Below are 20,705 nucleotides of genomic sequence, written 5' to 3'. Positions count from 1 at the left end.
GTCAGGCGGCCTTGAGCTCGGCGAGAAACGCTGCGCTGGCGATCCGCAGCGCGCTGGCCTGGTCTTCCAGCCGGGCGGTCACCTCGCGCATGTCATCGGACATGGATTTGACGCGGTGAGCGTTATGGCTGACCGTGCGCGCGGTATCTTCCATCGATCGCGCGTCGCTGGCGACCTGTTGCGCGTGGGTGTTGATCCCCAGCGTCGCCTCGCTCTGTTCGGTAATAACCCTGGCGATATGCGCCGCACCTTCGCTCACCAGATCGATCTGGCCTGCGATCGAATCGATGGTGGTCTCGGCAAGGCTCATCCGGGTGCGGATGCCGTTCACCGTCTGCCCGACCGAATTTATCGCGCCCCGGGTCTGGCCCGCAAGCTGCTTGACCTCGTGCGCGACGACAGCGAACCCGCGACCGGCTTCGCCCGCGCGCGCAGCCTCGATCGTGGCGTTGAGCGCCAGCAGATTGGTCTGCGAGGCGATCTCCTCGATCAGCGTTGCGATCTGCGATACCTTGGCGGCCTGTTGCGCAAGCGCGCCGACCGCTTCGCTGCCCTCGAGCGACGAACTTCGCGCGGCGGTGGCGGCGAGGTGCTGGTCCTCGACTCGCTGGGCGATGGAATGCGCCGACTGGCTGAGCTGTGCTGCGGCTCCCGCGACATTCTGCACCGACATGCCGACATTGGCCGCGCGCGCGGTCACCTGCGCAGCGCTCTGGCCCGTTTCCTCGCCGATCTCATGCAGCGCCGATGCGCACACGCCCAGCTGGGTAAGGGCGGTGCCGAGGCTGTCGATGGTGTGCATGACCGATCGATCAAACGCTTCTGCCAGATCGGCCATCGCGCGGCTGCGCTCTTGCAGATGGCGGTCGCGCTGCTGGGCAAGCATGGCCTGCGCCGACCGGTCCTGCTCGGCGCGCTCCTGTACCTTGCGCTGTTCGGCAGCGAACTCGCGTTCGCGCACCACGACCAGCTCCTGCGACTGGCGGATGTACCCTGCAAAATGCCTGCAGAAGACCATGGTGCTGCGCCACACGATCACCGCAAAGCAGATCACCAGCGGATAAAAATAAGGGTCCACGGTGAACCCGGTGGCATTGATCGCGATGCAGGTTCCACTGGTGATCGACACCAGCCAGATCAGGTTCGTCCCCGGAAGCGAAAGATAGTTCATCGATCCGATCGCGGTGGCCGCAATGCCGATGGTGATTCCGAGGTCGCTGAGGTGTGGCACCTCGGACGTCAGCATTCCGGCGATGATCATCGACCATGCAATGCCCGAAAGCACGGCGTTGGCGGTGAAATGATGGGTGAGCGCCTTCAGATCGTTCTGTATCTCGCCGCTGTCAGCCTCGAGCAGCTTTTTCAGCCGAATGTTGACGGGAATCATCGCGGCCATGGTGCCAAGGGTGAGCAGGAAGCCGAGCATCGTGAGCATAAGCCCCGGGGTGTTCCAGGTCGCAAGCCCCAGCACCACCGCCACCACGCTGACGCTCGGGATCATCGCGGTCACCCCGGCACATACCCGCTGCATGTGTTGCGCTGCCATTCCGGCGGCGTCGGCCGAGCGGATCTCTCCGCCATAGGCAATGTTCGCAAGCGACTGGCGCACGGAGCCCACGCATCTGCGTGCGATATGCGCAAAACTGCTTCTGCCGGTCCTCACCATGCACCCAAGCTAGGGCCTCATGGTTAATTTGTGCCTAATCGGACCTGTTGGGCGATTCTGTTCGCCCAGATGCCGGTCAGACGGCCGAAGCCGCGTGACCGGCATGGGCCGCGACTACAGCACGTATTTGCTGAGGTCGGTATTCTTCGCGATCCCGGTGAGCTGCTTCTGCACATAGGCTGCATCCACCCTGATGGTCTCGCCGCGATGCTCCTCCGCGCCGAAGCTGATCTCCTCGAGCAGCTTTTCCATCACCGTCTGCAGGCGCCGCGCGCCGATGTTCTCGACCGTTTCGTTGACCGATGCGGCGATCCGCGCGACCTCGCGCAGCGCATCCTCGGTGAATTCGAGAGTCAGTTCCTCGGTGCCCAGCAGCGCGGTGTACTGCTGCGCCAGATTGGCCTTTGTCTGGGTGAGGATATGGAAGAAGTCCTCCTCGGTCAGTGCCTTGAGCTCCACCCGGATCGGCAGGCGACCCTGCAGTTCGGGCAGCATGTCGCTGGGCTTGGCGATGTGGAACGCGCCCGAGGCGATGAACAGCACATGGTCAGTCTTCATCGGGCCGTACTTGGTGGCCACGGTGGTGCCCTCGATCAGCGGCAGCAGATCGCGCTGCACGCCTTCACGGCTCACCGAACCGCCGCGCACATCGGACACTGCGATCTTGTCGATCTCGTCGAGGAAGACGATGCCATTGGCTTCGGCATCGGCGAGCGCAACGCGCGCGACATCGTCCTGGTCCATCCGCTTCTCGGCTTCTTCCTCGATCAATTTGTCCCACGCATCGGCGAGCCGCATCTTGCGCGGCTTGGTACGCTTCTGGCCGAAAGCCTTGCCCATCATGTCGGACAGGTTGATCATCCCGACCTGACCGGCCATCCCGGGAATTTCCATCGGCATGTTGGGCGCGTCTTCGACCTCGATCTCGACTTCGGTGTCGTTCATGTGGTTGTCGGTGATCCGCTGGCGGAAGCTCTGGCGGGTTGCTTCGCTGGCGTTGTCGCCGACGAGCGCGTTGAGCAGCCGTTCCATCGCTGCGTCGGACGCAGCCTCACGCACCTTTTCGCGGCGGCGTTCCTTTTCGAGCCGCACGGCGTCCTCCACCAGATCGCGCGCGATCTGATCGACATCGCGGCCGACATAGCCGACTTCGGTAAACTTGGTCGCCTCGATCTTGATGAACGGTGCATCGGCGAGCTTCGCCAAACGGCGCGAGATCTCGGTCTTGCCGCAGCCCGTGGGCCCGATCATCAGGATGTTCTTGGGCGTCACCTCGTCGCGCAGTTCGGCGGGCAGGCGCTGGCGGCGCCAGCGGTTGCGCAGCGCCACGGCGACCGCGCGCTTGGCGTCCTGCTGACCGATGATGTGTGCATCCAGCGCAGCGACGATGGACTTGGGGGTAAGCGTATCTGTCATTCGGGATCTTCTATGTGAGGAACGTGTCGGAACACAAATTGGGGAGTGCCGCTTGCTGCTTCAAGCACAGCGCCACCCGGCCATCAGGCTGCGGTGCGATTCGACGATATCGGCAATGTCCTGCGGCTGGGGCTCGGCGACATATTCGCCGCGCTCATAGGTGCCGCCCAGCAGGATGCCATCGCCGCGCGGAAACATGTATCCGGCACGCAGCGCATAGGCATAATCGATTTCCGGCTGCGGGATCAGCACCGCAAGCTGGCCGCGCACCGGGACCAATTCGGTATCGCCGAACAGCGCGGCTGCGCCCAATCCGGTGCAGTTGAACACCAGCCGTTCGGGCAGCGCGGCAACCTCGGCGGCCGAGTTGAACCGGCGCACCTGCACCGCTCCGCCGGCAATGCGGATGTCGCGCAGCAACCGTTCCATGAACCGCCCTGTCTCGACATACATGGTGTCGTAGCGCACCACGTTTTCGGCCGGGAACGGGTGCTGGTCTGCCGACAGCCTTACGCGTCCCGGAAACATCGGATCGGGCGCAAGCGGCCCTGACGAACGTGTCTGGTCATAGGTCGGCAGCCAGCGGATGCCGTAATCGTCCCCTGCCATGATCTGGAACCGGCGCCTGCTGTAATCGGCAGCAGCAGCAGCCTGTTCGCGCCATTGCGGGGTGACCATGTCATTGTCGAAATGGCCCGCGGGATAGATCTGTCCGCCTGCGATGTTGGATGTGGTGCCCGGCGGCAGCGTTTCGGTGTAGATCGTGACGGAGTAGCCCGCCTCCTGCACCAGCCGCGCGGTGGTCAGCCCCATGATTCCCGATCCGATCACCGCGACAGGTCCCGAATGGCCGGGCAGGCCCAGCGCCGTTGCCAGCCGCGAGCTTCCCCAGCTCAGCGAAATTCCGCCGCCGCCATGGCCGTAATTGTGGACCAGCAGAGATTCGCCCAGTCTTTCGGCGCGGACCACGAAACCGGACGGGCGATAGGGGCGCAGCCCAGCCACGGTGCGGATAATGCGCGAAGGATCGACATTGACGCGCGCCAGGCAGCGCGGGGCCGTTGCGCCGAGCCGCGCCACCGAGCGCGATTGCACCGTCGTGCAGCCGCTCAGCGCCAGTGCAGCCCCGGCAGAGGACACCAGTCCGCGTCGATCCACCTGCCATGCCATGGAGCCGACCATAAGGTCTCAGCTCTCGGTGTCGAGAACTTCGATCGTCAGCTGGTCGTTGGTATAGACGCAGACATCGGCGGCGATCTTCATCGCCTTGCGCGCGACGGTTTCGGCATCGGCTTCATATTCGAGCAGCGCGCGCGCTGCGGCGAGCGCATAGTTTCCGCCCGATCCGATTGCGGCGACGCCATCGACCGGTTCGAGCACGTCGCCATTTCCGGTGAGGATCAGGGTCACGTCCTTGTCGGCGACGATCATCATCGCTTCAAGGTTGCGCAGATACTTGTCGGTGCGCCAGTCCTTGGCGAGCTCAACCGCCGCGCGCATCAGCTGGCCCGAGTGCCGCTCGAGCTTGCCCTCGAGCCGCTCGAACAGGGTGAAGGCATCGGCGGTTGCGCCGGCAAACCCGCCGATCACCGAACCGTCACCGAGACGGCGAACCTTGCGTGCATTGGGTTTCATGATGGTCTGGCCCATGGAAACCTGGCCGTCGCCCGCGATCACCGCCTTGCCGTTCCTGCGAATGCCGACGATGGTTGTGCCATGCCATGTCGGCATGCTGCTGTCTTGTCTGCTCATGGCGCGGGATATGGTGGGAACAGCAAAGCGCTGCAAGCCCTACATGATCCGCCGGACTTCATCACCGTTGTACAACCGGATATCGGCGCCGATGCGCTCGACCTGGGCGAGGCCGGCGCCAAAGGCTGCCATGTGCGGCGATGTCAGATGCGCATCGAGCGCTGCGTCGTCGGTCCAGCGTTCGGCAATGCGCAGGATGTCGGGATTGGCCATGTCGCGCGCGAAGCTGTAATGCAGACAGCCCTCTTCCTGGTGCGTCGCCTCGACCATGATGCGCGCGGCTTCGGCGAACTTGTCGATTTCGCCCGGCGCAAAGTGGAGCCAGCCTTCGATGATGAGCATGTCGTGTTTCTCCGTGCGGAGCGATCGGTCCGCTGAGCGGCACAGGTACGATGCCGCTATCCGGCACGCAAGTCAGAGCTGGTGGTAGGTGCGATACCAGTCGACGAAGCGCGGGATGCCGGTATCGATCGAGGTGGTGGGCGCATAGCCCAGATTGGTCTGGATCGCGCTGATGTCGGCATAGGTTTCATGCACATCGCCCGGCTGCATCGGCAGCAGGTTGCGGATGGCGGGCTTGCCACACGCGGCCTCGACAACGTCGATCATCCGGCCCAGCGGCTCGGGCTTGTTGTTGCCGATATTGTAAACTGCATGAGGTGAAATGCTCCCGCCAGGCTTGGCGGCGCCATCGTCGGCAGGCGGATGGTCGAGCACCGCGATCACGCCGGCGATGATGTCGTCGATATAGGTGAAATCGCGGCGCATATCACCATGGTTGTACACGTCGATCGGCTGGTCCTGCAGGATTGCCCTGGTGAATTTCCACAGCGCCATGTCGGGTCGGCCCCAGGGGCCATAGACAGTGAAGAACCTGAGCCCCGTCATCGGCAGCCGATAGAGATGCGCGTAGGTCTCGCTCATCAGCTCGTCCGCCTTCTTGGTGGCGGCATAGAGCGAGACGGGATGGTCGACGCGGGTGTCGACGCTGAACGGGCTCTTGGTCGAGTTGCCATAGACTGACGATGACGAGGCATAGACGCAGTGCCCGGTGCCGCGTGCGCGCGCGAGTTCGAGAATGTTGAGATGGCCGACCAGGTTGGACTGCACATAGGCCTGCGGGTTGTCGATGCTGTAGCGCACCCCGGCCTGCGCGCCCAGGTGGACGATCGCATCGAACGCGCGGCCTTCCAGCGCGGCAACGAGCGCAGGATAATCGGCAAAGTCGAGCGGTAGGAAGTCGAACGCGCCTGTGGTGATGCCGGCAAGATCGGCCAGGCGGGCGTGCTTGAGCGCGGGATCGTAATAGGGGTTCAGATTGTCGATACCGATGACCTCGTCACCGCGCGCCATCAGCGCGCGCGTGAGGGCGTGGCCGATGAAGCCGGCTGCTCCGGTGACAAGGACTTTCATGCTGTCGTACCTGCCCGATCAGCCGGCCAGGCGCAAATGGCCAGCCGGGCGTTCGGGGTGGGCGGGCTGGTCGGACCAGATGCCGCGGGTGTCGTACACGATCTTGCTCACGCGTTCGGCAAGCGGGATCGACTTGAACACGTCGTGATCGACAAGCACGATGAACATGTCGCAGCTCTCGATCGCATCGTCGACATCGATCAGGCTCGCGCCGAGGCCGTCATAAGCGGGCGGCAACGCCTGCGCATAGGGCTCGACGATCGCGATGCGCTCGCCATATTTCTGTGCCAGCGCCAGCGCTACCTTGTTGGCCGGGCTCTCGCGAAAATCGTCGATATTGGCCTTGAACGCCAAACCCAGACAGGCGACGCGCGCGGTGGGGTTGGCTTCGATCATGTCGCCGGCCTTGCTCAGCACATGGCCGATCTTGCCATCGTTGACCCAGCGTGCGGTGCGGATCAGCGGGGTGTCGTCGGGCGCGCCGTGGATGATGAACCACGGATCGACCGCGATGCAGTGGCCGCCGACGCCCGGGCCGGGCTGGAGGATATTGACGCGCGGATGGCGGTTGGCGAGGCGGATTACCTCCCACACGTCGAGTCCCATGCGGTCGGCGACGATCGACAGCTCGTTGGCAAAGGCGATGTTGACGTCGCGATAGGCGTTCTCGACCAGCTTGGTCATTTCGGCCGAGCGCGCATCGGTGGTGATGCACTCGCCGCGCACGAAGCGGCGGTAGAACGTCAGCGCCTTGCGCGCGCAGCGCGGAGTTATGCCGCCGATCGATCGGTCGTTGTTGGTCAGCTCTTCGAGGATGCGCCCGGGGAGCACGCGCTCGGGGCAATAGGCGATCGCGATGTCGGGGATGTCGGCGCTGATTCCGGGAACCTTGAGGTCAGGCCGCAGCTTGGCGATCAGGTCGCGCATTTCCTCGGTGGTGCCGACCGGCGAGGTGGATTCCAGGATGATGCAGTCGCCCGGCTTGATCACCGCGGCAATGCTGCTCGCGGCCTGCAGCACATAGCTGATATCAGGCGCATGGTTGTCGTCGAAAGGGGTGGGGACCGCGATGACGAATACATCGGAGGGCTCGACGGTGAGCGACGTGCGCAGCATGCCACGCGAAACCACGCCCTGCACCAGCCCGTCGAGATCGACCTCCTCGATATGGATGCGGCCCTCGGCGATCGTGTTGACGACATGTTCCGAGACATCGACGCCGAGCACCCGGCAGCCCGACCGTGCGATGATGGCAGCGGTAGGCAGGCCGATATAGCCCAGCCCCACAACACAAACTTCAGGCTTCTTGTCGGACAACATGGTCAATCCCCGGATATAGGCGACCCCGCACGGCGAGAGCCCGGGGCCAGTCAGCCCCTTTCCTAAGTCCTATGGAGTTAAAAAAGCCGTAAGCAAGCCACATTGGCCAGCCGGTGGGGCTCTCGCGGCGGGCGGGGCCGGGGGCATGGTGATGGCCCACACTGCGGATGGGGCCTTTCAGAGGCTGCAGCCCCCGTCTGGAGCGCACAAACAAAAAGGGCGACCCGAAGGCCGCCCTGATTGTATCTCTACAGCCTGATGAAATCAGGGGCTGTTGGGCTCATCATCATCAGCGATGATGATGATGCCGCCGATCACGGCTGCTGCAGCGACCACACCGATAATGATGCCGGTGCTGCCTTCAGCTTCACTCGATTCGCTCGAGACAGCCGAAGTACGGGCGGCGGCAGGCGCGACGGCCTGTGCCAGAACCGGAGCGCCGACCATGGTGGTCAGGGCGATCGCGGCCATCGAAGCTTTGAACAGTTTCATAGTGGAACTCCATGAGGAGGTTGACTCTCGATGCCTACATGCCACGCGTCTGAATATATTGCAAGTGCGAAATGACTTATTCCGTTATTTCGCGTGCGATTTTTGCAATTCGCCATTCGCATTGAAAGACTTGGAAATTTTTCCGAAAGCCCCGCGTCATCGGACGTCCGGGTACATATCCTTCAACCGATGCCGCATTCCGAAGGTCCAGGCGAGGCCGACTTTCAGATAGATGTAATTGGCTTTGAGCGGTCCCCATGCTGCAATGCGGCGGTCCGAAGTGATCACGGGCTTGCGAGTCATCTTGAGCTTTCCGATTCGCGCAAAGCCGATGCACAGGTCGGCCTCTTCCATGATCGTGGCGTCTGCCGGGATGCCGCCGATGCGCAGATAATCGGCGCGGCGGAAGAACATGGCATGGTCACCGAACAGCAGCCGCACCCCGCGCACGAACAGATGCGGATGGGTGAACAGCGGGTAATATGTCTTCCACCAATTGTGCGCGGTGGTGAACCAGCGGGTCTTCTTGCCGCGGATGATCGGCAGGAACGTCGCCAGCGACAATCTTTTATCGGCAAGCACCGTGCGCACATGGGCGATGGCGTCGGGGGGCAGCAGGCTGTCGGCGTGCAGGATGCACACCAGATCGCCTTGCGCCTGCTCGACCCCGAAATTGATCTGCGGTCCGCGCCCGCGCGTGGGCGAGGCCAGCACCCGCCATCCGGCGGCCATTGCAAGCGCAATGGTCTCGTCCTCGCTGCCTCCGTCGATCAGCAGGATTTCGTCGGGTTGCGGCGTCATTGCGGCGACATTGGCGATGGTCGCGGGCAGGGCCCTGGCTTCGTTGAGCGCAGGGATCATCAGCGTGACGCTCGTCATGGGAGCGCTTCCAGATCGGGCCAGCGGGCAAGGTCTGAAGGTCGGTCGCAATCTGCCAGCACCGGAAGCGTTGCCACCGACAGACCCTGCTGCGCGCACCGCCGCATCGTTTCGGGAAACACCGCATCGGTGCTCCACGCCATGTCCGACAGCAGTTCGGGCCGCGCGCGCTGCATCCCGATCAGATAATAGCCGCCGTCATCCGCGGGGCCGATCACCACGTCATGGCGTTGCAGCGCAGCGATCGCCGAATGAACGATCGTCACGGTGAGATCGGGAGTGTCTGCGCCGAGGAAGATGTGCGGTGCCGGGCGGGATGCATCGCAGAGCCGCTCGGTGAGGCCACCTTCGACCTGCTCGACCAGCACGGGTCCATCGCCCAGCCACGCCCTAAACTCCCCCTCACCGGCGCCTGCAAAGCGGATCTCCACCGGCGCGCCTGCTGCCAGAAGCGTGGCCACCGTCCGCTCGGTCAGATGGCGATGGACGCGGGCAGCCCCCTCGGCCCCCAGCGCGGGGATCAACCGGGTCTTGGCGTAGCCCGGCACCGGGAACTTGGCGAACAGCACGAGAGTTGGCGGCACAGGCATCGCGCAAAGCCTTAACGAGAGGGTTGGCGGAAACAAGCCTTGCATCGCTGCGTTCGCTTCATATGGTGCGCGGCCCCGGCCCTTGGAGTGTGCAATGTCTGAAACCGTCCTTTTCGATTATTGGCGTTCGTCTGCCAGCTATCGGGTGCGCATTGCGCTCAACCTCAAGGGGATTGCCTATCGCGCGGTGCCGACCGACCTGCTGACGAGCCAGCAGAGAGCGCCCGATTACGTTGCGCGCAACCCCCAGGGTTTCGTCCCGATGCTGCACATCGACGGGCTCGATCTCACCCAGTCGCTGGCGATCATCGACTATCTGGATGCGACGCGGCCCGACCCCCGGCTTCTTCCCGAAGATCCCGCGGCGCGCGCGGCGACGTTTGCCCGCGCGATGATCATCATCGCCGACATTCACCCGGTCAACAACCTGCGGATGCTCAAATATCTCAAGGCCGAGATGGGGCAGGATCAGGCCGCGATCGATAACTGGTATCGCCACTGGGTCGCAGAAGGCTTCGCCGCGCTGGAGGCGCTGGCCCCTGACGATGGCCTTTTCGGCGGCGCCAAGCCGGACCTCACCGATGTGTGCCTAGTCCCGCAGATGGCGAACGCACGTCGTTTCGACCTTGATCTTGCTCCCTTTCCCCGGCTGGTGCGGATCGATGCCGAATTGCAGGCGATCCCCGCCTTTGCCGCGGCGCATCCCGATGCGGTGAAGCCGGCGTGAGGATTTCAAGGTCGGCGCCCTGTATCGTTTCCTTGGGACTTGCAGCCTCGCTTGCCGCGACACCGGCGCTTGCCCAGGACCAACCGGCGAGCGAAATCATCTGGGCCGATGCGCTGATCACGGTGGTCGGCAAGCCGCTCGATGTGCCGTTGGGCGACCGCGCCTACAGCGTGACCAGCATCACGCCAGATATGCTCGCCAACGAACCCAGCCAGCGGCTGGAAAACGCGTTGCGGCTGGTGCCGGGGCTGCAGCAATTTCGCCGGTCCGATGCGCGCAGCGCCAACCCGACCAGCCAGGGGGTTACCCTGCGCGGCCTGGGCGGCAACGCGTCCAGCCGGGCGCTGCTGGTGCTCGACGGGGTGCCGCAGAGCGATCCGTTCGGCGGCTGGATCAGCTTTCCCGGCTATGACGCGATCAATCTGGCAGCGGTGCGGGTGCGGCGCGGTGGCGGGACCGGAAGCGATGGCCCAGGCGCTCTGGCCGGAACGATCGAACTCGACAGCGCCGGGATCAGGCCCGACCAGTCGAACGTTTATGGTGACCTTGCCTATGGCAGCCGCAACTCGATCGAGGCCAGCGTCGGAACGTCGCAATCGCTCGGCGCAGGCGGCCTTTCGATCTCGGCGCAATATGCCCGCGGCGATGGATTCGTCCCGACGATCGCGCGGCAACGCGGCCTGGTGGACAGGGCAGCGCCCTATGAACAGGCCGGGATCAACCTGCGCTTCGTCGCGCCGATCGATGCCGATACCGAAATCCAGGCCAGTGCGCGCGCCTTCACCGATCAGCGCGAACGCGGCTTCGCCTTCAGCGACAACAGCAATGACGGCGCCGATGCCAGCGTGCGTCTTGTCGGGCGGGGTGCGCTGCCGTGGTCGGCGCTGGCCTATGTCCAGATGCGGAGCTTTGCGAGCAGCTTCGCGGCGATCAGCGCGGACCGGACTGCCGCAACCCAGACGCTCGACCAGTTCAACGTGCCCTCCACCGGGCTGGGCGCGCGAATCGAAATCCGTCCTTCGATCGGCGAGGGCGCCGAGCTGCGGCTGGGCGGAGAATGGCGGCGCACGACCGGGGAGACCCGCGAACTGTTCACCTATGTCGCAGGCAACCCTACACGGCTCCGGCGCGCAGGCGGCGCGAGCGACACCTTCGGCGCGTTCGCCGAGGCGAGCTGGCAGGCATCGCCCGATCTGCTGCTCACCGGTGGCGGCAGGGTCGACCGCTGGACGCTCACCGACGGGCGGCTGCGCGAGACCGTGCTTGCCACCGGCGCGCCGCTCACCACCACCGATTTTGCCAACCGCAGCGGCTGGGAAGGCACCGGGCGGCTGGGATTTGCCTGGGATGCGGCCTCGCTGCTGACGCTGCGCGGCGCTGGCTATCTCGGCTGGCGGCTGCCGACGCTGAACGAGCTTTACCGGCCCTTCCGTGTCGGGGCTGACGCCACTGCGGCCAATGCCGCGCTGGCGCCCGAACGGCTGCAGGGGGTGGAACTCGGGCTCGACTGGGAGATTTTCACGCTTCAATTGGGCGCTACCGTTTTCTGGAACCGGCTGGACAATGCCATCGCCAATGTGACGCTGGCGCGCGGACCTGGCACCTTTCCCGGCGTCGGCTTCGTCTCGGCGGCGGGCAGCTTCAACCAGCGGCAGAATCTTGATGCGGTCGAGGCGAGGGGCATCGAGGTCGAGGCGCGCGCCGATGTCGGCGATTTCAACTTCGCCGCCGCCTACAGCTATGTCGACGCCGAGGTCCGCGCCGGGCCCGGCCAGGCGGCGATCGACGGCCTGCGTCCCGCACAGGTACCCCGGCATTTCGCCACCGGCTCGGTCGGATGGTTCCCGCAAGGCAACGACAGCGGCGTCAACCTGACCGCGCGCTATATCGGTTCGCAATTCGAGGATGACCTCGGCCTGCTGGCGCTCGATGATGCGCTGACGCTGGATGCGCGCGCGGCGTTGCGGATCAGCCGCAACCTGCTGGTCGAACTGCGCGGCGAAAACCTGTTCGATGCAACGGTCCAGGCGGCGATCAGCGGGCCCGGGATCATCGAACGCGGCATGCCCCGCACGATTTGGCTTGGCGTGAAACTGGACATTGAATAGCGTCGGTGACCCGATGACCGAAACCATGACCCGCCTTGCCGAATTCATGCCCTATCGCATCTCGATCACCTCGAATGCGATCAGTGATCTGATCGCGCGCGAGTATCGCAGCCGCTTCGGGCTGAAGATTGCAGAATGGCGCGTGATGGCGGTGCTCGGCGATGTCGGCGAGGCCACTCAGCGCGAGCTGGTGGCAGCCACCCGCATGGACAAGGTGGCGGTCAACCGCGCGACCAAGGCGCTGGGCGAGCGCGCGCTGATCCAGCGTGCCCCCAATATGAGCGACGGCCGGTCGCATCATCTCGCGCTGACCGATACCGGCCGGGCGCTGTATGCCGAAATCATGCCGCTGGCGCTGCAGATGGAGACCCAGGTCATCCAGGTGCTCGACCCGCAGGAACAGGCGCAGTTTTCCAGAATGCTGGGAAAGCTGCTGACCCAGGCGGACTCGCTGGCGCATGATTGAGCGACCCGGAATGATCTTGCACTCCGGTTTCAAATGATACTATGCTGCGCAATATTCCGGCGCGTCAGACCGCAAAGAACCACTTTCCTGAAAGGAAGCCGAACCCATGAAGCTCGCATCCCTCAAGAGCGGCCGCGACGGCCGTCTGGTCGTGGTCTCGAACGATCTCGCCTGGTACGCCGATGCCAGCCATCTGGTCCCGACCTTGCAGGCGGCGCTCGACGACTGGGACCGCATGGCGCCTTATCTCGAGGTGCTGGCGCGCGATCTTGAGCACGCCGCGATCCCTCGCGAGCGCTTCCACGAGCATGATGCCGCAGCGCCGCTGCCGCGCGCCTATCAATGGGCGGATGGCTCGGCCTATGTGAACCATGTCGAACTGGTCCGCAAAGCGCGCGGTGCGGAGCTGCCCGAAAGCTTCTGGACCGACCCGCTGATGTACCAGGGCGGATCGGACGATTTCTTGGGTGCGCGCGACGACATCCAGCTCAAGGACGAAGCCTGGGGATGCGATCTTGAGGCCGAAATCGTCGTCGTCACCGGCGATGTGCCGCAGGGCGTCACGCCTGAAGAAGCGCGCGGCCACATCCGGCTGATCGGGCTGGTCAACGATGTGTCGCTGCGCAATCTGATCCCCGATGAGCTCGCCAAGGGCTTCGGGTTCGTCCAGTCCAAGCCCGCCAGCGCGTTCTCGCCGGTTTTCGTGACCCCCGATGCGCTGGGCGATTACTGGCAGGACGGCAAGCTGCACCGCACGCTTATGGTCGATCTCAACGGCAAGCCCTTTGGCCGCGCTGTCGCCTCGGACGACTGCACCTTCGATTTCGGCGTGCTGATCGCGCATCTCGCCAAGACCCGGCGGGTGCGCGCAGGATCGATCATCGGATCTGGCACGGTCTCCAACCGCGATGCCGATGGCGGACCGGGACGTCCCGTGGCCGATGGCGGCCTGGGTTACAGCTGCCTTGCCGAAGTGCGGATGGTCGAGAAGATCCGCACGGGTGAAATGACCACGCCGTTCCTCAAGCATGGCGATGTCGTGCGAATCGATGTGCACGACGACCGCGAGCACACCATCTTCGGCGCGATCGAGCAGACTGTGAAGGTCGGCTGATCGCGCCAAAAAGCTTAAGATTGCCGCCGGTTCGCGATCAGCGGATCGGCGAATCCGGGGCCAGCCGCATGTCGAGATAATTGTCGACCGAGTGCATCAGATCGTCGAGCTCATGCTCGAAGAAGTGGTTGGCGCGGCCGATCTCGTCGTGATGAATGGTGATGTGCTTCTGGGTGCGCAATTTGTCGACCAGCTTCTGCACCGCGCCGGGGGTGACCACCGTATCGGCGGCGCCCTGCACGATGATGCCAGAGGCGGGGCAGGGGGCGAGGAAGCTGAAGTCATACATGTTGGCGGGCGGCGCGACCGAGATGAAGCCGCGGATCTCCGGACGGCGCATCAGCAATTGCATGCCGATCAGCGCGCCGAAGCTGAAGCCTGCAACCCAGGTGGTCTGCGCCTCGGGATGGAAGCTCTGCACCCAGTCGAGCGCGGCGGCCGCATCGGACAGTTCGCCGATGCCGTTGTCGAACGTGCCCTGGCTGCGGCCGACACCGCGGAAGTTGAAGCGCAAGGTCGCAAAGCCGCGCCGAACGAAGGTCTTGTAGAGTGCCTGGGTGATCCGGTCGTTCATCGTGCCGCCGCCCTGCGGGTGCGGATGTAAAATCATCGCGACGGGGGCACGGGGGCGGGGAGCGGGGCTGAAGCGGCCCTCAAGGCGGCCTTCGGGACCGGGAAAGATGACAGCGGGCATATTTTGTGGGACTTTCGGAGTTCTGCAGATGACAGGCGGGGTGCCGCCTGATGTGGCTGGCGGCGCGCCAAGGAACAGGGGCTATACGCAATCGGGCCCCCAAAAAGCAACAAAATGCGTGGCAATGCGGCAGGGTGCGGCTAGATGAACGCGATGAACCGTCGCAACCCAAGCTCAGTCTGACCCGCATCATGGCCGACCCGCGCATCTATCTTGATCATGCGGCAACCACGCCGGTGCTGGCTGAGGCGCGCGCCGCGATGGCGGCAGGGCTGGAAAGCTGGGCCAATCCGTCGTCGCCGCATGCCGATGGACGCGCCGCCCGCGCTGCGCTGGAGGCCGCGCGCGCGCGCATCGCCGAGGCCCTGGGCTGGGATGGCGAGGTCATCCTGACCAGCGGCGCCAGCGAGGCCATCGCGCTCGCGATGCAGGCCAGCAAGACCGATGGCTGGGTCATCTCGCCGACCGAGCACGACGCCGTCCAGCGCATCGCCGATCGTGCGCCGGACACGCGCACGGTGCTGCGGTTGGCGGTCGATCTGGATGGGCGGCTGGTGCTGGCCAGCTTGCAACGCGCGCTGGATGCCGGCGCGAAACGACCGCTGGTGATCGTGCAGTCGGTTAACAGCGAAACCGGGGTGATGCAGGACGTCGAGGCGGTGACCGCCATGGCCCGCGAGGCCAGGGCACCGGTGCTGTGCGATTGCTCGCAAAGCGCTGGCAAGATACCGCTGCCCGATGCCGACATGATCGTCATTTCCGCGCACAAGCTGGGCGGACCACCGGGGATTGGCGCGCTGCTGTTGCGTGATCCTGGCGTGCTCAACCCGTCAGGCGGGCAGGAAAAGGGCTATCGCAGCGGCACCGAAAACGTTCCAGCAGCGCTGGGCTTTGCCGCCGCGCTCTCGGTGTCGCGCAACTGGATCGACCGCGCGGCCGATCTGCGCCACCAGCTCGAAAGCGCCATCCGCGGTGCGGGCGGCGAGGTGGTTGCCGAGGGCGCGCAGCGGCTGCCCACGATCGGCAGCTATCGCATGCCCGGCGTGCAGGCGAATGCCCAACTGATCCAGTTCGATCTCGCCGGGGTTGCGGTCTCGGCAGGCAGCGCGTGTTCCTCGGGCACGCTCAAGACCAGCGCGGTGCTGACCGCGATGGGCTGGGACGAAAAGGCAGCAGGGGAGGTGGTGCGGGTGAGCTTTGGCCCTTCGACCACTCGCGCACACGTCTATCGCTTCATCGAACTGTGGCGCGCGATGGCGGAGCGGGTGCGATCGTGATGGCGGGCGCCATGGCAGGAAACGCGCCGATCTATCTCGATTATCAGGCGACCACGCCGCTCGCGCCCGAAGCTCTCGCGGCGATGCAGCCCTGGCTGGGTGACCTCTCCGGGCCCACGGGCTGGGCCAATCCGCACAGTTCGCATGCCGCCGGACGCAAGGCCGCCGCTGCGGTCGAAGTGGCGCGCGGGCATATCGCCGCGCTGATGCCGACCGGCGGGCGGGTGGTGTTTACAGGCGGCGCGACCGAAGCGCTCAACATGGGCCTGCGCGGCGTGCTGGCGGGTCAGGCGCCGCGTCGCAAGATCGTCACCATCGCCACCGAACACGCTGCGGTGATTGACACCTGCCTTTGGCTGGAGACGCAGGGCTTTCGTCTGCACATCCTCCCGGTGGGCACGGATGGGCTGGTCGATTTCGACCAGGCGCGTGTGGCCATCGATGGCGACACCGCGATCGTAGCAACGATGCTGGTGAACAACGAGATCGGGGTGATCCAGCCGGTCGCGGCGCTGGCTGACCTCGCGCACGCAGCAGGCGCGCTGTTCCTGTGCGATGCGGTGCAGGGCTATGGCCGCGTCGCGTTGCCGCAATCTGCGGACATGATCGCGATCAGCGCCCACAAGATCCATGGCCCCAAGGGCATCGGGGCGCTGTGGCTGCGCGACGGCGTCGCAATCGAGCCGCTGATCCATGGCGGCGGGCAGGAGCAGGGGCTGCGTTCAGGCACGCTGTCGCCGGCACTGTGCGCCGGGTTCGGCGCCGCCGCCAAGGTCGCCGCGACCCGCCAGCAGGAAGATGCAGAGCATCTCGCTGCCCTGCAGCAGGCGGCGTTGCGCCATTTTGCCGGCTGGCAGGTCAATGGTTCGCTCGACCAGCGTTATGCCGGCAATCTCAACCTGCGGCGCGACGGGCTGGATGTGTCGCGGTTGCTGTCCGACGTGCGCGGCATAGCCTTTTCGGCAGGTTCGGCCTGTGCCAGCGGCTCGGGCCGACCCAGCCATGTGCTCACCGCATTGGGCCTGCCGACGGAAAAGGTCCGTTCGTCGATCCGGCTTGGCTTTGGACGCTATACCACGGTTGACGAAATCGAGCGCGCCGCGCATCTGATCAATTCTGCGACCACCAGCCAGCTTGGCAGCCATACAGGGTAATCCATGATCGAGGTGACGTTCATCAGCGCCGACGGCAAGAGCCGTCAGACGGTGCAGGCCCAGGATGGCGACCGGCTGCTCGATGTCGCGCAGGCGCATGGCCTGCCGCTGGAAGGCACCTGCGAAGGCCAGATGGCCTGTTCGACCTGCCATCTGATCATCGATGCCGCCGATTTCGCCAAGCTGCCCGAGCCGGTCGAGATGGAAGAGGACATGCTGGATCTTGCTGTCGCCGTCACCCGCACCTCGCGGCTGTCGTGCCAGATTTTCCTGCGCGACGAGTGGCAGAGCCTGACCTGCCGCGTTCCGGCGGAAAGCTATGACATGCAGGGCATGTGATGATCGGCCGTGCGCTTATCCTTGGGACTGCAGCGCTGCTGAGTGGCTGCGCCACCACTGCGCCCGAGCCTACAACCGATCCCGCGATCGCGCGCGAACTCGCCGCGATAGAGGCGCGCAGCGGCGGCAGGCTGGGTGTCGCGCTGGTGGGCCCGGACGGTCGTCAGCTCGCGGGGCACCGCGCCGACGAACGCTTTGCGATGTGCTCGACCTTCAAGCTGCCGCTCGCCGCGATGGTGCTGGAAAACGCGCACAAAGGCAGATTGTCGATGGCGGACCCGCTGCCGGTGAACGACTCCGACATGGTGGTCTATTCCCCCTATGTCGAAGCGCAGCGTGCCAAAACCCCGCCCGAAGCGGTGACCGTTGAAGGGGCTGCCTCGGCTGCCGTCTCGCTCAGCGACAACACCGCCGCCAACCTGCTTCTCGACCGGCTTGGTGGGCCGCAGAGCTTTACCGCATGGCTTCGCGGCAAGCGCGACAGCGTCACCCGGCTGGATCGGCGCGAGCCCGAGCTCAACGAAAACGCGCTCGGTGATCCGCGCGACACGACCACGCCCGCCGCGATGGCCGATACCACCCGCTCGCTGGTGGTCGGCAACGCCATGCCGGTCGGCCAGCAGCGGCTGCTGTATCGCTGGATGGAGAACACATCGACCGGGCTCAAGCGCATTCGCGGCGGATTGCCCCAGGGCTGGAGCGCGGGCGACAAGACCGGCAGCTGCGGCAATGCGTTCAACGACGTTGCGGTCTTCACTGCCGAGACCGGCATGCGCTATACGCTCGCGGTCTATCTCGACCGGCCCGCGGTCAAAGGCGATGCTGCCAGCGCAATCATCGCCGATGCTACCCGTGCGGTGCTGCCTGCGCTGCGTTGAACGCGGACTGTTCAGCGGTTCTTGCTTTCCCCGCAACTTGTCGCCATATGCGGCCTGGGAGTCGGGCGGACGTAGCCGTCGCCAATCTGGTCAGGTCCGGAAGGAAGCAGCCACAACGATTTTCGCCGCGGGTCGTCCGGCTCCTACCATTCTCTCATCCTTAGCGCGCCAAGCGGCCTTGCGGTTTTTGAACAGCCGCGCGGATTCGTTTCCATCCCTGCGCAGCAGCGGCTAATCACGTGCCATGCATGATTCCCCGCAGCCAGATACGGACAGCGACACCGACGACGAAGCCCTGATGCCTGGCCTTGGGCTAGACATGCCGCCCGTTCCGGCGCCTGCTCCAGCGCCCGCCACTGGCCAGGCCTATCGCGTGCTGGCGCGCAAATACCGCCCCCAGACCTTTGCCGAATTGATCGGCCAGGACGCCATGGTCCAGACCCTGGGCAACGCCATTCGCCGCGAGCGGCTGGCGCATGCTTTCCTGATGACCGGGGTGCGCGGGGTGGGCAAGACCTCGACCGCGCGACTGATCGCCAAGGCGCTCAATTGCATCGGACCGGACGGGCAGGGCGGCCCGACGATCGCGCCGTGCGGCGTGTGCGAACCGTGCGTTGCCATCGCCGAAGGGCGCCATATCGACATCATCGAGATGGATGCTGCGAGCCACACCGGCATCGACGACGTCCGCGAGATCACCGAGGCGGTGCGTTATGCCGCCGTGTCGGCGCGCTACAAGATGTACATCATCGACGAAGCACACATGCTGTCGAAACAGGCTTGGAACGGCTTGCTCAAGACGCTGGAAGAGCCACCGCCGCACGTGAAGTTCCTGTTTGCGACCACCGAGGTGAACAAGGTGCCGATTACGGTGCTGTCACGCTGCCAGCGATTCGACCTCAAGCGCATTCCGTCCGAGCTGCTCGCCAGCCATTTCGCCGAAATCTGCGTGAAGGAAGCGGTGGTCGCCGAGCCCGAAGCGCTGGCGATGATCGCCGACGCCGCCGAGGGATCGGTGCGCGACGGTCTCTCGATCCTCGACCAGGCGATCGCGCATGCCGATCTTGGCGGGCACAGCGATGATGCAGGCGCCGCGATGGTGCGCGCCGAGCAGGTGCGCTCGATGCTGGGCCTGTCGGATCGTGGGTCGATGCGGCGGCTTTTCGCGCATCTGATTGCGGGCGATGCCGATGCGATGCTCGCCGATCTGGACGCGCAGCACGGGTTGGGTGTCGATCCTGTCGCGGTAATGCGCGGGTTGCTGGCGATGGTGCACGCGATCACGCTGCAGAAGTCTGCCGGCAGGGTGCGCACTGTGCATGGCGAGGAAGACCGCGCGGCACTTGCCGACTGGGCGGGCAAGCTTGGCCATGCGAGCCTGCACCGGCTGTGGCAACTGCTGCTCAAGGGGCACGACGAGATCGAGCAGGCGCCAGTGCCGCGCGAGGCATGCGAAATGGCATTGCTGCGCGCGCTCTATGCCGCGACGCTGCCCGATCCGGGCACGCTTGCGCGCAGGATGGTAGAGGCGCCGCAGGCCGATGCGCCGACGGCCCCTTCGCCCGAACCTTCCCGTCCGGAAGCCGAGGCACCACCGGCTCCCGATGGGGCGCCGCCCTGGGACATGGCCGACTATGGCGAGCCGGTAGCTCGGCCCGAACCCCAGCCGATCAGAACTCCCGGCGAAATCCGCACCATTGGCGACATCGTCGATCTGCTCGACAATGCCGGGCGCTTGCTGCTCGCGGGGCAGGTGCGGACCGATATGCGCCCGGTCGAGATCGGTTCCGACACGCTGACCTATCAGTCCGCTACAGGGCGTGACGACTATGTCCCGCTGCTGCGCGAGGCGCTGGCCGAGATCACCGGGCGGCGCTGGCAGGTCGAGCGCGGCGCTGGCGATGCGCTACCCAGTCTCGCCGAGCAGGAAAAGCATAGCCAGGACGCGATGCGCGATGAAATTCTCAATCATCCGCTGGTAAAGGCGACACAATCCGCCTTTCCCGATGCGGAAATTGACTGGACTGCGGCGGAAATCTCCCCACATGAGGACGATAACCTGCCAACACGGAGTGCCAAGGCATGAAAAGCATGGAAGAAATGATGGCTGCCGCGCAGGAAGCCGCGCAGACCGTCCAGCGTCAGATGAACGAGGCTCAGGCCAAGCTTGAATCTGTCGAGGTCGAAGGCGCCGCCGGCGGCGGGCTGGTCAAGGTTCGTGCCACCGCCAAGGGGCGCATCCTGGGCGTGTCGATCGACGACAGCCTGATCGTGCCTGCCGACAAGCAGATGCTCGAGGACCTCATCGCGGCCGCGTTCAACGACGCGCGCACCAAGGCCGATCGCGCGAGCGAGGAAGAGATGAGCAAGATGGCGCAGGGGCTGCCGCTGCCCGCGGGCTTCAAGCTGCCGTTCTGACG

Annotated in this window: 21 protein-coding genes and 1 other RNA gene; 11 read left to right on the top strand and 11 right to left on the bottom strand. The window is 65.1% G+C overall.

Annotated elements, in window-relative coordinates; translation table 11 throughout:
• Window position 1: 1 nt before the first annotated feature.
• The 10 genes from IP68_RS00275 to IP68_RS00230 form a co-directional block, all read right to left on the bottom strand.
• A complete protein-coding gene (locus tag IP68_RS00275) occupies window positions 2-1,609 on the bottom strand; it encodes a methyl-accepting chemotaxis protein (protein ID WP_197275679.1) in 1,608 nt (535 codons plus the stop codon).
• Window positions 1,610-1,780: 171 nt separating this feature from the next.
• On the bottom strand, window positions 1,781-3,082 hold the full coding sequence (hslU, locus tag IP68_RS00270; RefSeq protein ID WP_054132962.1) for an ATP-dependent protease ATPase subunit HslU: 1,302 nt from the start codon (window positions 3,080-3,082) through the stop codon (window positions 1,781-1,783).
• Between the two features lie 60 nt (window positions 3,083-3,142).
• Window positions 3,143-4,252: an FAD-dependent oxidoreductase gene (locus tag IP68_RS00265; protein WP_156317877.1), complete on the bottom strand. Its 1,110-nt coding sequence runs from the start codon at window positions 4,250-4,252 to the stop codon at window positions 3,143-3,145.
• Between the two features lie 18 nt (window positions 4,253-4,270).
• Entirely contained in the window at window positions 4,271-4,813 is a 543-nt protein-coding gene (hslV, locus tag IP68_RS00260) for an ATP-dependent protease subunit HslV (protein ID WP_054133223.1), read from the bottom strand.
• A gap of 60 nt (window positions 4,814-4,873) precedes the next feature.
• The gene (locus IP68_RS00255) at window positions 4,874-5,176 is read right to left on the bottom strand and encodes a putative quinol monooxygenase (RefSeq protein ID WP_054132961.1); all 303 of its coding nucleotides are present in this window, start codon (window positions 5,174-5,176) and stop codon (window positions 4,874-4,876) included.
• A gap of 72 nt (window positions 5,177-5,248) precedes the next feature.
• Entirely contained in the window at window positions 5,249-6,247 is a 999-nt protein-coding gene (locus IP68_RS00250; protein ID WP_054132960.1) for an NAD-dependent epimerase/dehydratase family protein, read from the bottom strand.
• 18 nt (window positions 6,248-6,265) lie between these two features.
• Complete coding sequence (gene wecC, locus IP68_RS00245; RefSeq protein ID WP_054132959.1) at window positions 6,266-7,567, bottom strand: UDP-N-acetyl-D-mannosamine dehydrogenase; 1,302 nt, start codon at window positions 7,565-7,567, stop codon at window positions 6,266-6,268.
• Window positions 7,568-7,831: 264 nt separating this feature from the next.
• Window positions 7,832-8,059, bottom strand: coding sequence for a hypothetical protein (locus IP68_RS00240; protein WP_054132958.1), 228 nt, complete (start codon window positions 8,057-8,059; stop codon window positions 7,832-7,834).
• 156 nt (window positions 8,060-8,215) lie between these two features.
• Window positions 8,216-8,938: a glycosyltransferase gene (locus IP68_RS00235; protein WP_054132957.1), complete on the bottom strand. Its 723-nt coding sequence runs from the start codon at window positions 8,936-8,938 to the stop codon at window positions 8,216-8,218.
• Window positions 8,935-9,528 (bottom strand): TIGR04282 family arsenosugar biosynthesis glycosyltransferase, encoded by a 594-nt coding sequence (locus IP68_RS00230; protein WP_054132956.1) that lies wholly within the window; start codon window positions 9,526-9,528, stop codon window positions 8,935-8,937. Before IP68_RS00230 ends, IP68_RS00235 begins: the two co-directional genes overlap by 4 nt.
• Window positions 9,529-9,622: 94 nt before the next feature.
• Here IP68_RS00230 and maiA point away from each other — a divergent pair, with 94 nt between their 5' ends.
• The 4 genes from maiA to IP68_RS00210 all read left to right on the top strand — a co-directional run bounded on the left by maiA (window position 9,623) and on the right by IP68_RS00210 (window position 13,943).
• Window positions 9,623-10,255, top strand: a complete 633-nt coding sequence (gene maiA, locus IP68_RS00225) for a maleylacetoacetate isomerase (protein WP_054132955.1) — start codon at window positions 9,623-9,625, stop codon at window positions 10,253-10,255.
• A 32-nt stretch (window positions 10,256-10,287) separates the two neighbouring features.
• Window positions 10,288-12,363 carry a TonB-dependent receptor gene (locus IP68_RS00220; RefSeq protein ID WP_231683577.1) on the top strand — a complete coding sequence of 692 codons (2,076 nt, stop codon included), beginning with the start codon at window positions 10,288-10,290 and terminating at the stop codon, window positions 12,361-12,363.
• A gap of 13 nt (window positions 12,364-12,376) precedes the next feature.
• A complete protein-coding gene (locus IP68_RS00215) occupies window positions 12,377-12,829 on the top strand; it encodes a MarR family winged helix-turn-helix transcriptional regulator (RefSeq protein WP_054132954.1) in 453 nt (150 codons plus the stop codon).
• Window positions 12,830-12,935: 106 nt separating this feature from the next.
• Window positions 12,936-13,943: a fumarylacetoacetate hydrolase family protein gene (locus tag IP68_RS00210; protein ID WP_054132953.1), complete on the top strand. Its 1,008-nt coding sequence runs from the start codon at window positions 12,936-12,938 to the stop codon at window positions 13,941-13,943.
• A gap of 37 nt (window positions 13,944-13,980) precedes the next feature.
• Here IP68_RS00210 and IP68_RS00205 read toward each other — a convergent pair whose 3' ends face one another.
• A complete protein-coding gene (locus tag IP68_RS00205; RefSeq protein ID WP_054132952.1) occupies window positions 13,981-14,637 on the bottom strand; it encodes an alpha/beta hydrolase in 657 nt (218 codons plus the stop codon).
• Window positions 14,638-14,828: 191 nt separating this feature from the next.
• On the opposite strand from IP68_RS00205, the gene IP68_RS00200 reads away from it, so the two are divergent.
• The 7 genes from IP68_RS00200 to IP68_RS00175 all read left to right on the top strand — a co-directional run bounded on the left by IP68_RS00200 (window position 14,829) and on the right by IP68_RS00175 (window position 20,703).
• Entirely contained in the window at window positions 14,829-15,914 is a 1,086-nt protein-coding gene (locus IP68_RS00200) for a cysteine desulfurase family protein (RefSeq protein WP_054132951.1), read from the top strand.
• Between the two features lie 11 nt (window positions 15,915-15,925).
• Window positions 15,926-17,068, top strand: coding sequence for a cysteine desulfurase family protein (locus tag IP68_RS00195; RefSeq protein WP_231683575.1), 1,143 nt, complete (start codon window positions 15,926-15,928; stop codon window positions 17,066-17,068).
• 3 nt (window positions 17,069-17,071) lie between these two features.
• On the top strand, window positions 17,072-17,407 hold the full coding sequence (locus tag IP68_RS00190; protein WP_054132950.1) for a 2Fe-2S iron-sulfur cluster-binding protein: 336 nt from the start codon (window positions 17,072-17,074) through the stop codon (window positions 17,405-17,407).
• On the top strand, window positions 17,407-18,285 hold the full coding sequence (bla, locus tag IP68_RS00185; RefSeq protein ID WP_054132949.1) for a class A beta-lactamase: 879 nt from the start codon (window positions 17,407-17,409) through the stop codon (window positions 18,283-18,285). Before IP68_RS00190 ends, bla begins: the two co-directional genes overlap by 1 nt.
• A gap of 54 nt (window positions 18,286-18,339) precedes the next feature.
• An RNA gene (ffs, locus tag IP68_RS19605) (signal recognition particle sRNA small type) lies at window positions 18,340-18,435 on the top strand.
• A 94-nt stretch (window positions 18,436-18,529) separates the two neighbouring features.
• A complete protein-coding gene (locus IP68_RS00180) occupies window positions 18,530-20,371 on the top strand; it encodes a DNA polymerase III subunit gamma/tau (protein WP_054132948.1) in 1,842 nt (613 codons plus the stop codon).
• Entirely contained in the window at window positions 20,368-20,703 is a 336-nt protein-coding gene (locus tag IP68_RS00175; protein ID WP_054132947.1) for a YbaB/EbfC family nucleoid-associated protein, read from the top strand. The genes IP68_RS00180 and IP68_RS00175 overlap by 4 nt, the downstream gene beginning before the upstream one ends.
• Window positions 20,704-20,705: the final 2 nt, after the last annotated feature.

It is taken from the genome of Blastomonas sp. AAP25, assembly GCF_001295965.1.
Taxonomy (GTDB): Bacteria; Pseudomonadota; Alphaproteobacteria; order Sphingomonadales; family Sphingomonadaceae; genus Blastomonas; species Blastomonas fulva.
This window is presented reverse-complemented; position numbering and strand designations above follow the sequence as displayed.

What these genes read in the sequence shown, in the direction of transcription:
- IP68_RS00200 (WP_054132951.1), top strand. Translation starts at nt 14,829, where the DNA reads ATGGCCGACCCGCGCATCTATCTTGATCATGCGGCAACCACGCCGGTG.
- hslV (WP_054133223.1), bottom strand. Translation starts at nt 4,813, where the DNA reads ATGCCGACATGGCATGGCACAACCATCGTCGGCATTCGCAGGAACGGC.
- IP68_RS00240 (WP_054132958.1), bottom strand. Translation starts at nt 8,059, where the DNA reads ATGAAACTGTTCAAAGCTTCGATGGCCGCGATCGCCCTGACCACCATG.
- maiA (WP_054132955.1), top strand. Translation starts at nt 9,623, where the DNA reads ATGTCTGAAACCGTCCTTTTCGATTATTGGCGTTCGTCTGCCAGCTAT.
- IP68_RS00230 (WP_054132956.1), bottom strand. Translation starts at nt 9,528, where the DNA reads ATGCCTGTGCCGCCAACTCTCGTGCTGTTCGCCAAGTTCCCGGTGCCG.
- wecC (WP_054132959.1), bottom strand. Translation starts at nt 7,567, where the DNA reads ATGTTGTCCGACAAGAAGCCTGAAGTTTGTGTTGTGGGGCTGGGCTAT.
- hslU (WP_054132962.1), bottom strand. Translation starts at nt 3,082, where the DNA reads ATGACAGATACGCTTACCCCCAAGTCCATCGTCGCTGCGCTGGATGCA.
- IP68_RS00255 (WP_054132961.1), bottom strand. Translation starts at nt 5,176, where the DNA reads ATGCTCATCATCGAAGGCTGGCTCCACTTTGCGCCGGGCGAAATCGAC.
- bla (WP_054132949.1), top strand. Translation starts at nt 17,407, where the DNA reads ATGATCGGCCGTGCGCTTATCCTTGGGACTGCAGCGCTGCTGAGTGGC.
- IP68_RS00235 (WP_054132957.1), bottom strand. Translation starts at nt 8,938, where the DNA reads ATGACGAGCGTCACGCTGATGATCCCTGCGCTCAACGAAGCCAGGGCC.
- IP68_RS00205 (WP_054132952.1), bottom strand. Translation starts at nt 14,637, where the DNA reads ATGCCCGCTGTCATCTTTCCCGGTCCCGAAGGCCGCCTTGAGGGCCGC.
- IP68_RS00210 (WP_054132953.1), top strand. Translation starts at nt 12,936, where the DNA reads ATGAAGCTCGCATCCCTCAAGAGCGGCCGCGACGGCCGTCTGGTCGTG.
- IP68_RS00195 (WP_231683575.1), top strand. Translation starts at nt 15,926, where the DNA reads ATGGCAGGAAACGCGCCGATCTATCTCGATTATCAGGCGACCACGCCG.
- IP68_RS00175 (WP_054132947.1), top strand. Translation starts at nt 20,368, where the DNA reads ATGAAAAGCATGGAAGAAATGATGGCTGCCGCGCAGGAAGCCGCGCAG.
- IP68_RS00265 (WP_156317877.1), bottom strand. Translation starts at nt 4,252, where the DNA reads ATGGCATGGCAGGTGGATCGACGCGGACTGGTGTCCTCTGCCGGGGCT.
- IP68_RS00180 (WP_054132948.1), top strand. Translation starts at nt 18,530, where the DNA reads ATGCATGATTCCCCGCAGCCAGATACGGACAGCGACACCGACGACGAA.
- IP68_RS00215 (WP_054132954.1), top strand. Translation starts at nt 12,377, where the DNA reads ATGACCGAAACCATGACCCGCCTTGCCGAATTCATGCCCTATCGCATC.
- IP68_RS00250 (WP_054132960.1), bottom strand. Translation starts at nt 6,247, where the DNA reads ATGAAAGTCCTTGTCACCGGAGCAGCCGGCTTCATCGGCCACGCCCTC.
- IP68_RS00190 (WP_054132950.1), top strand. Translation starts at nt 17,072, where the DNA reads ATGATCGAGGTGACGTTCATCAGCGCCGACGGCAAGAGCCGTCAGACG.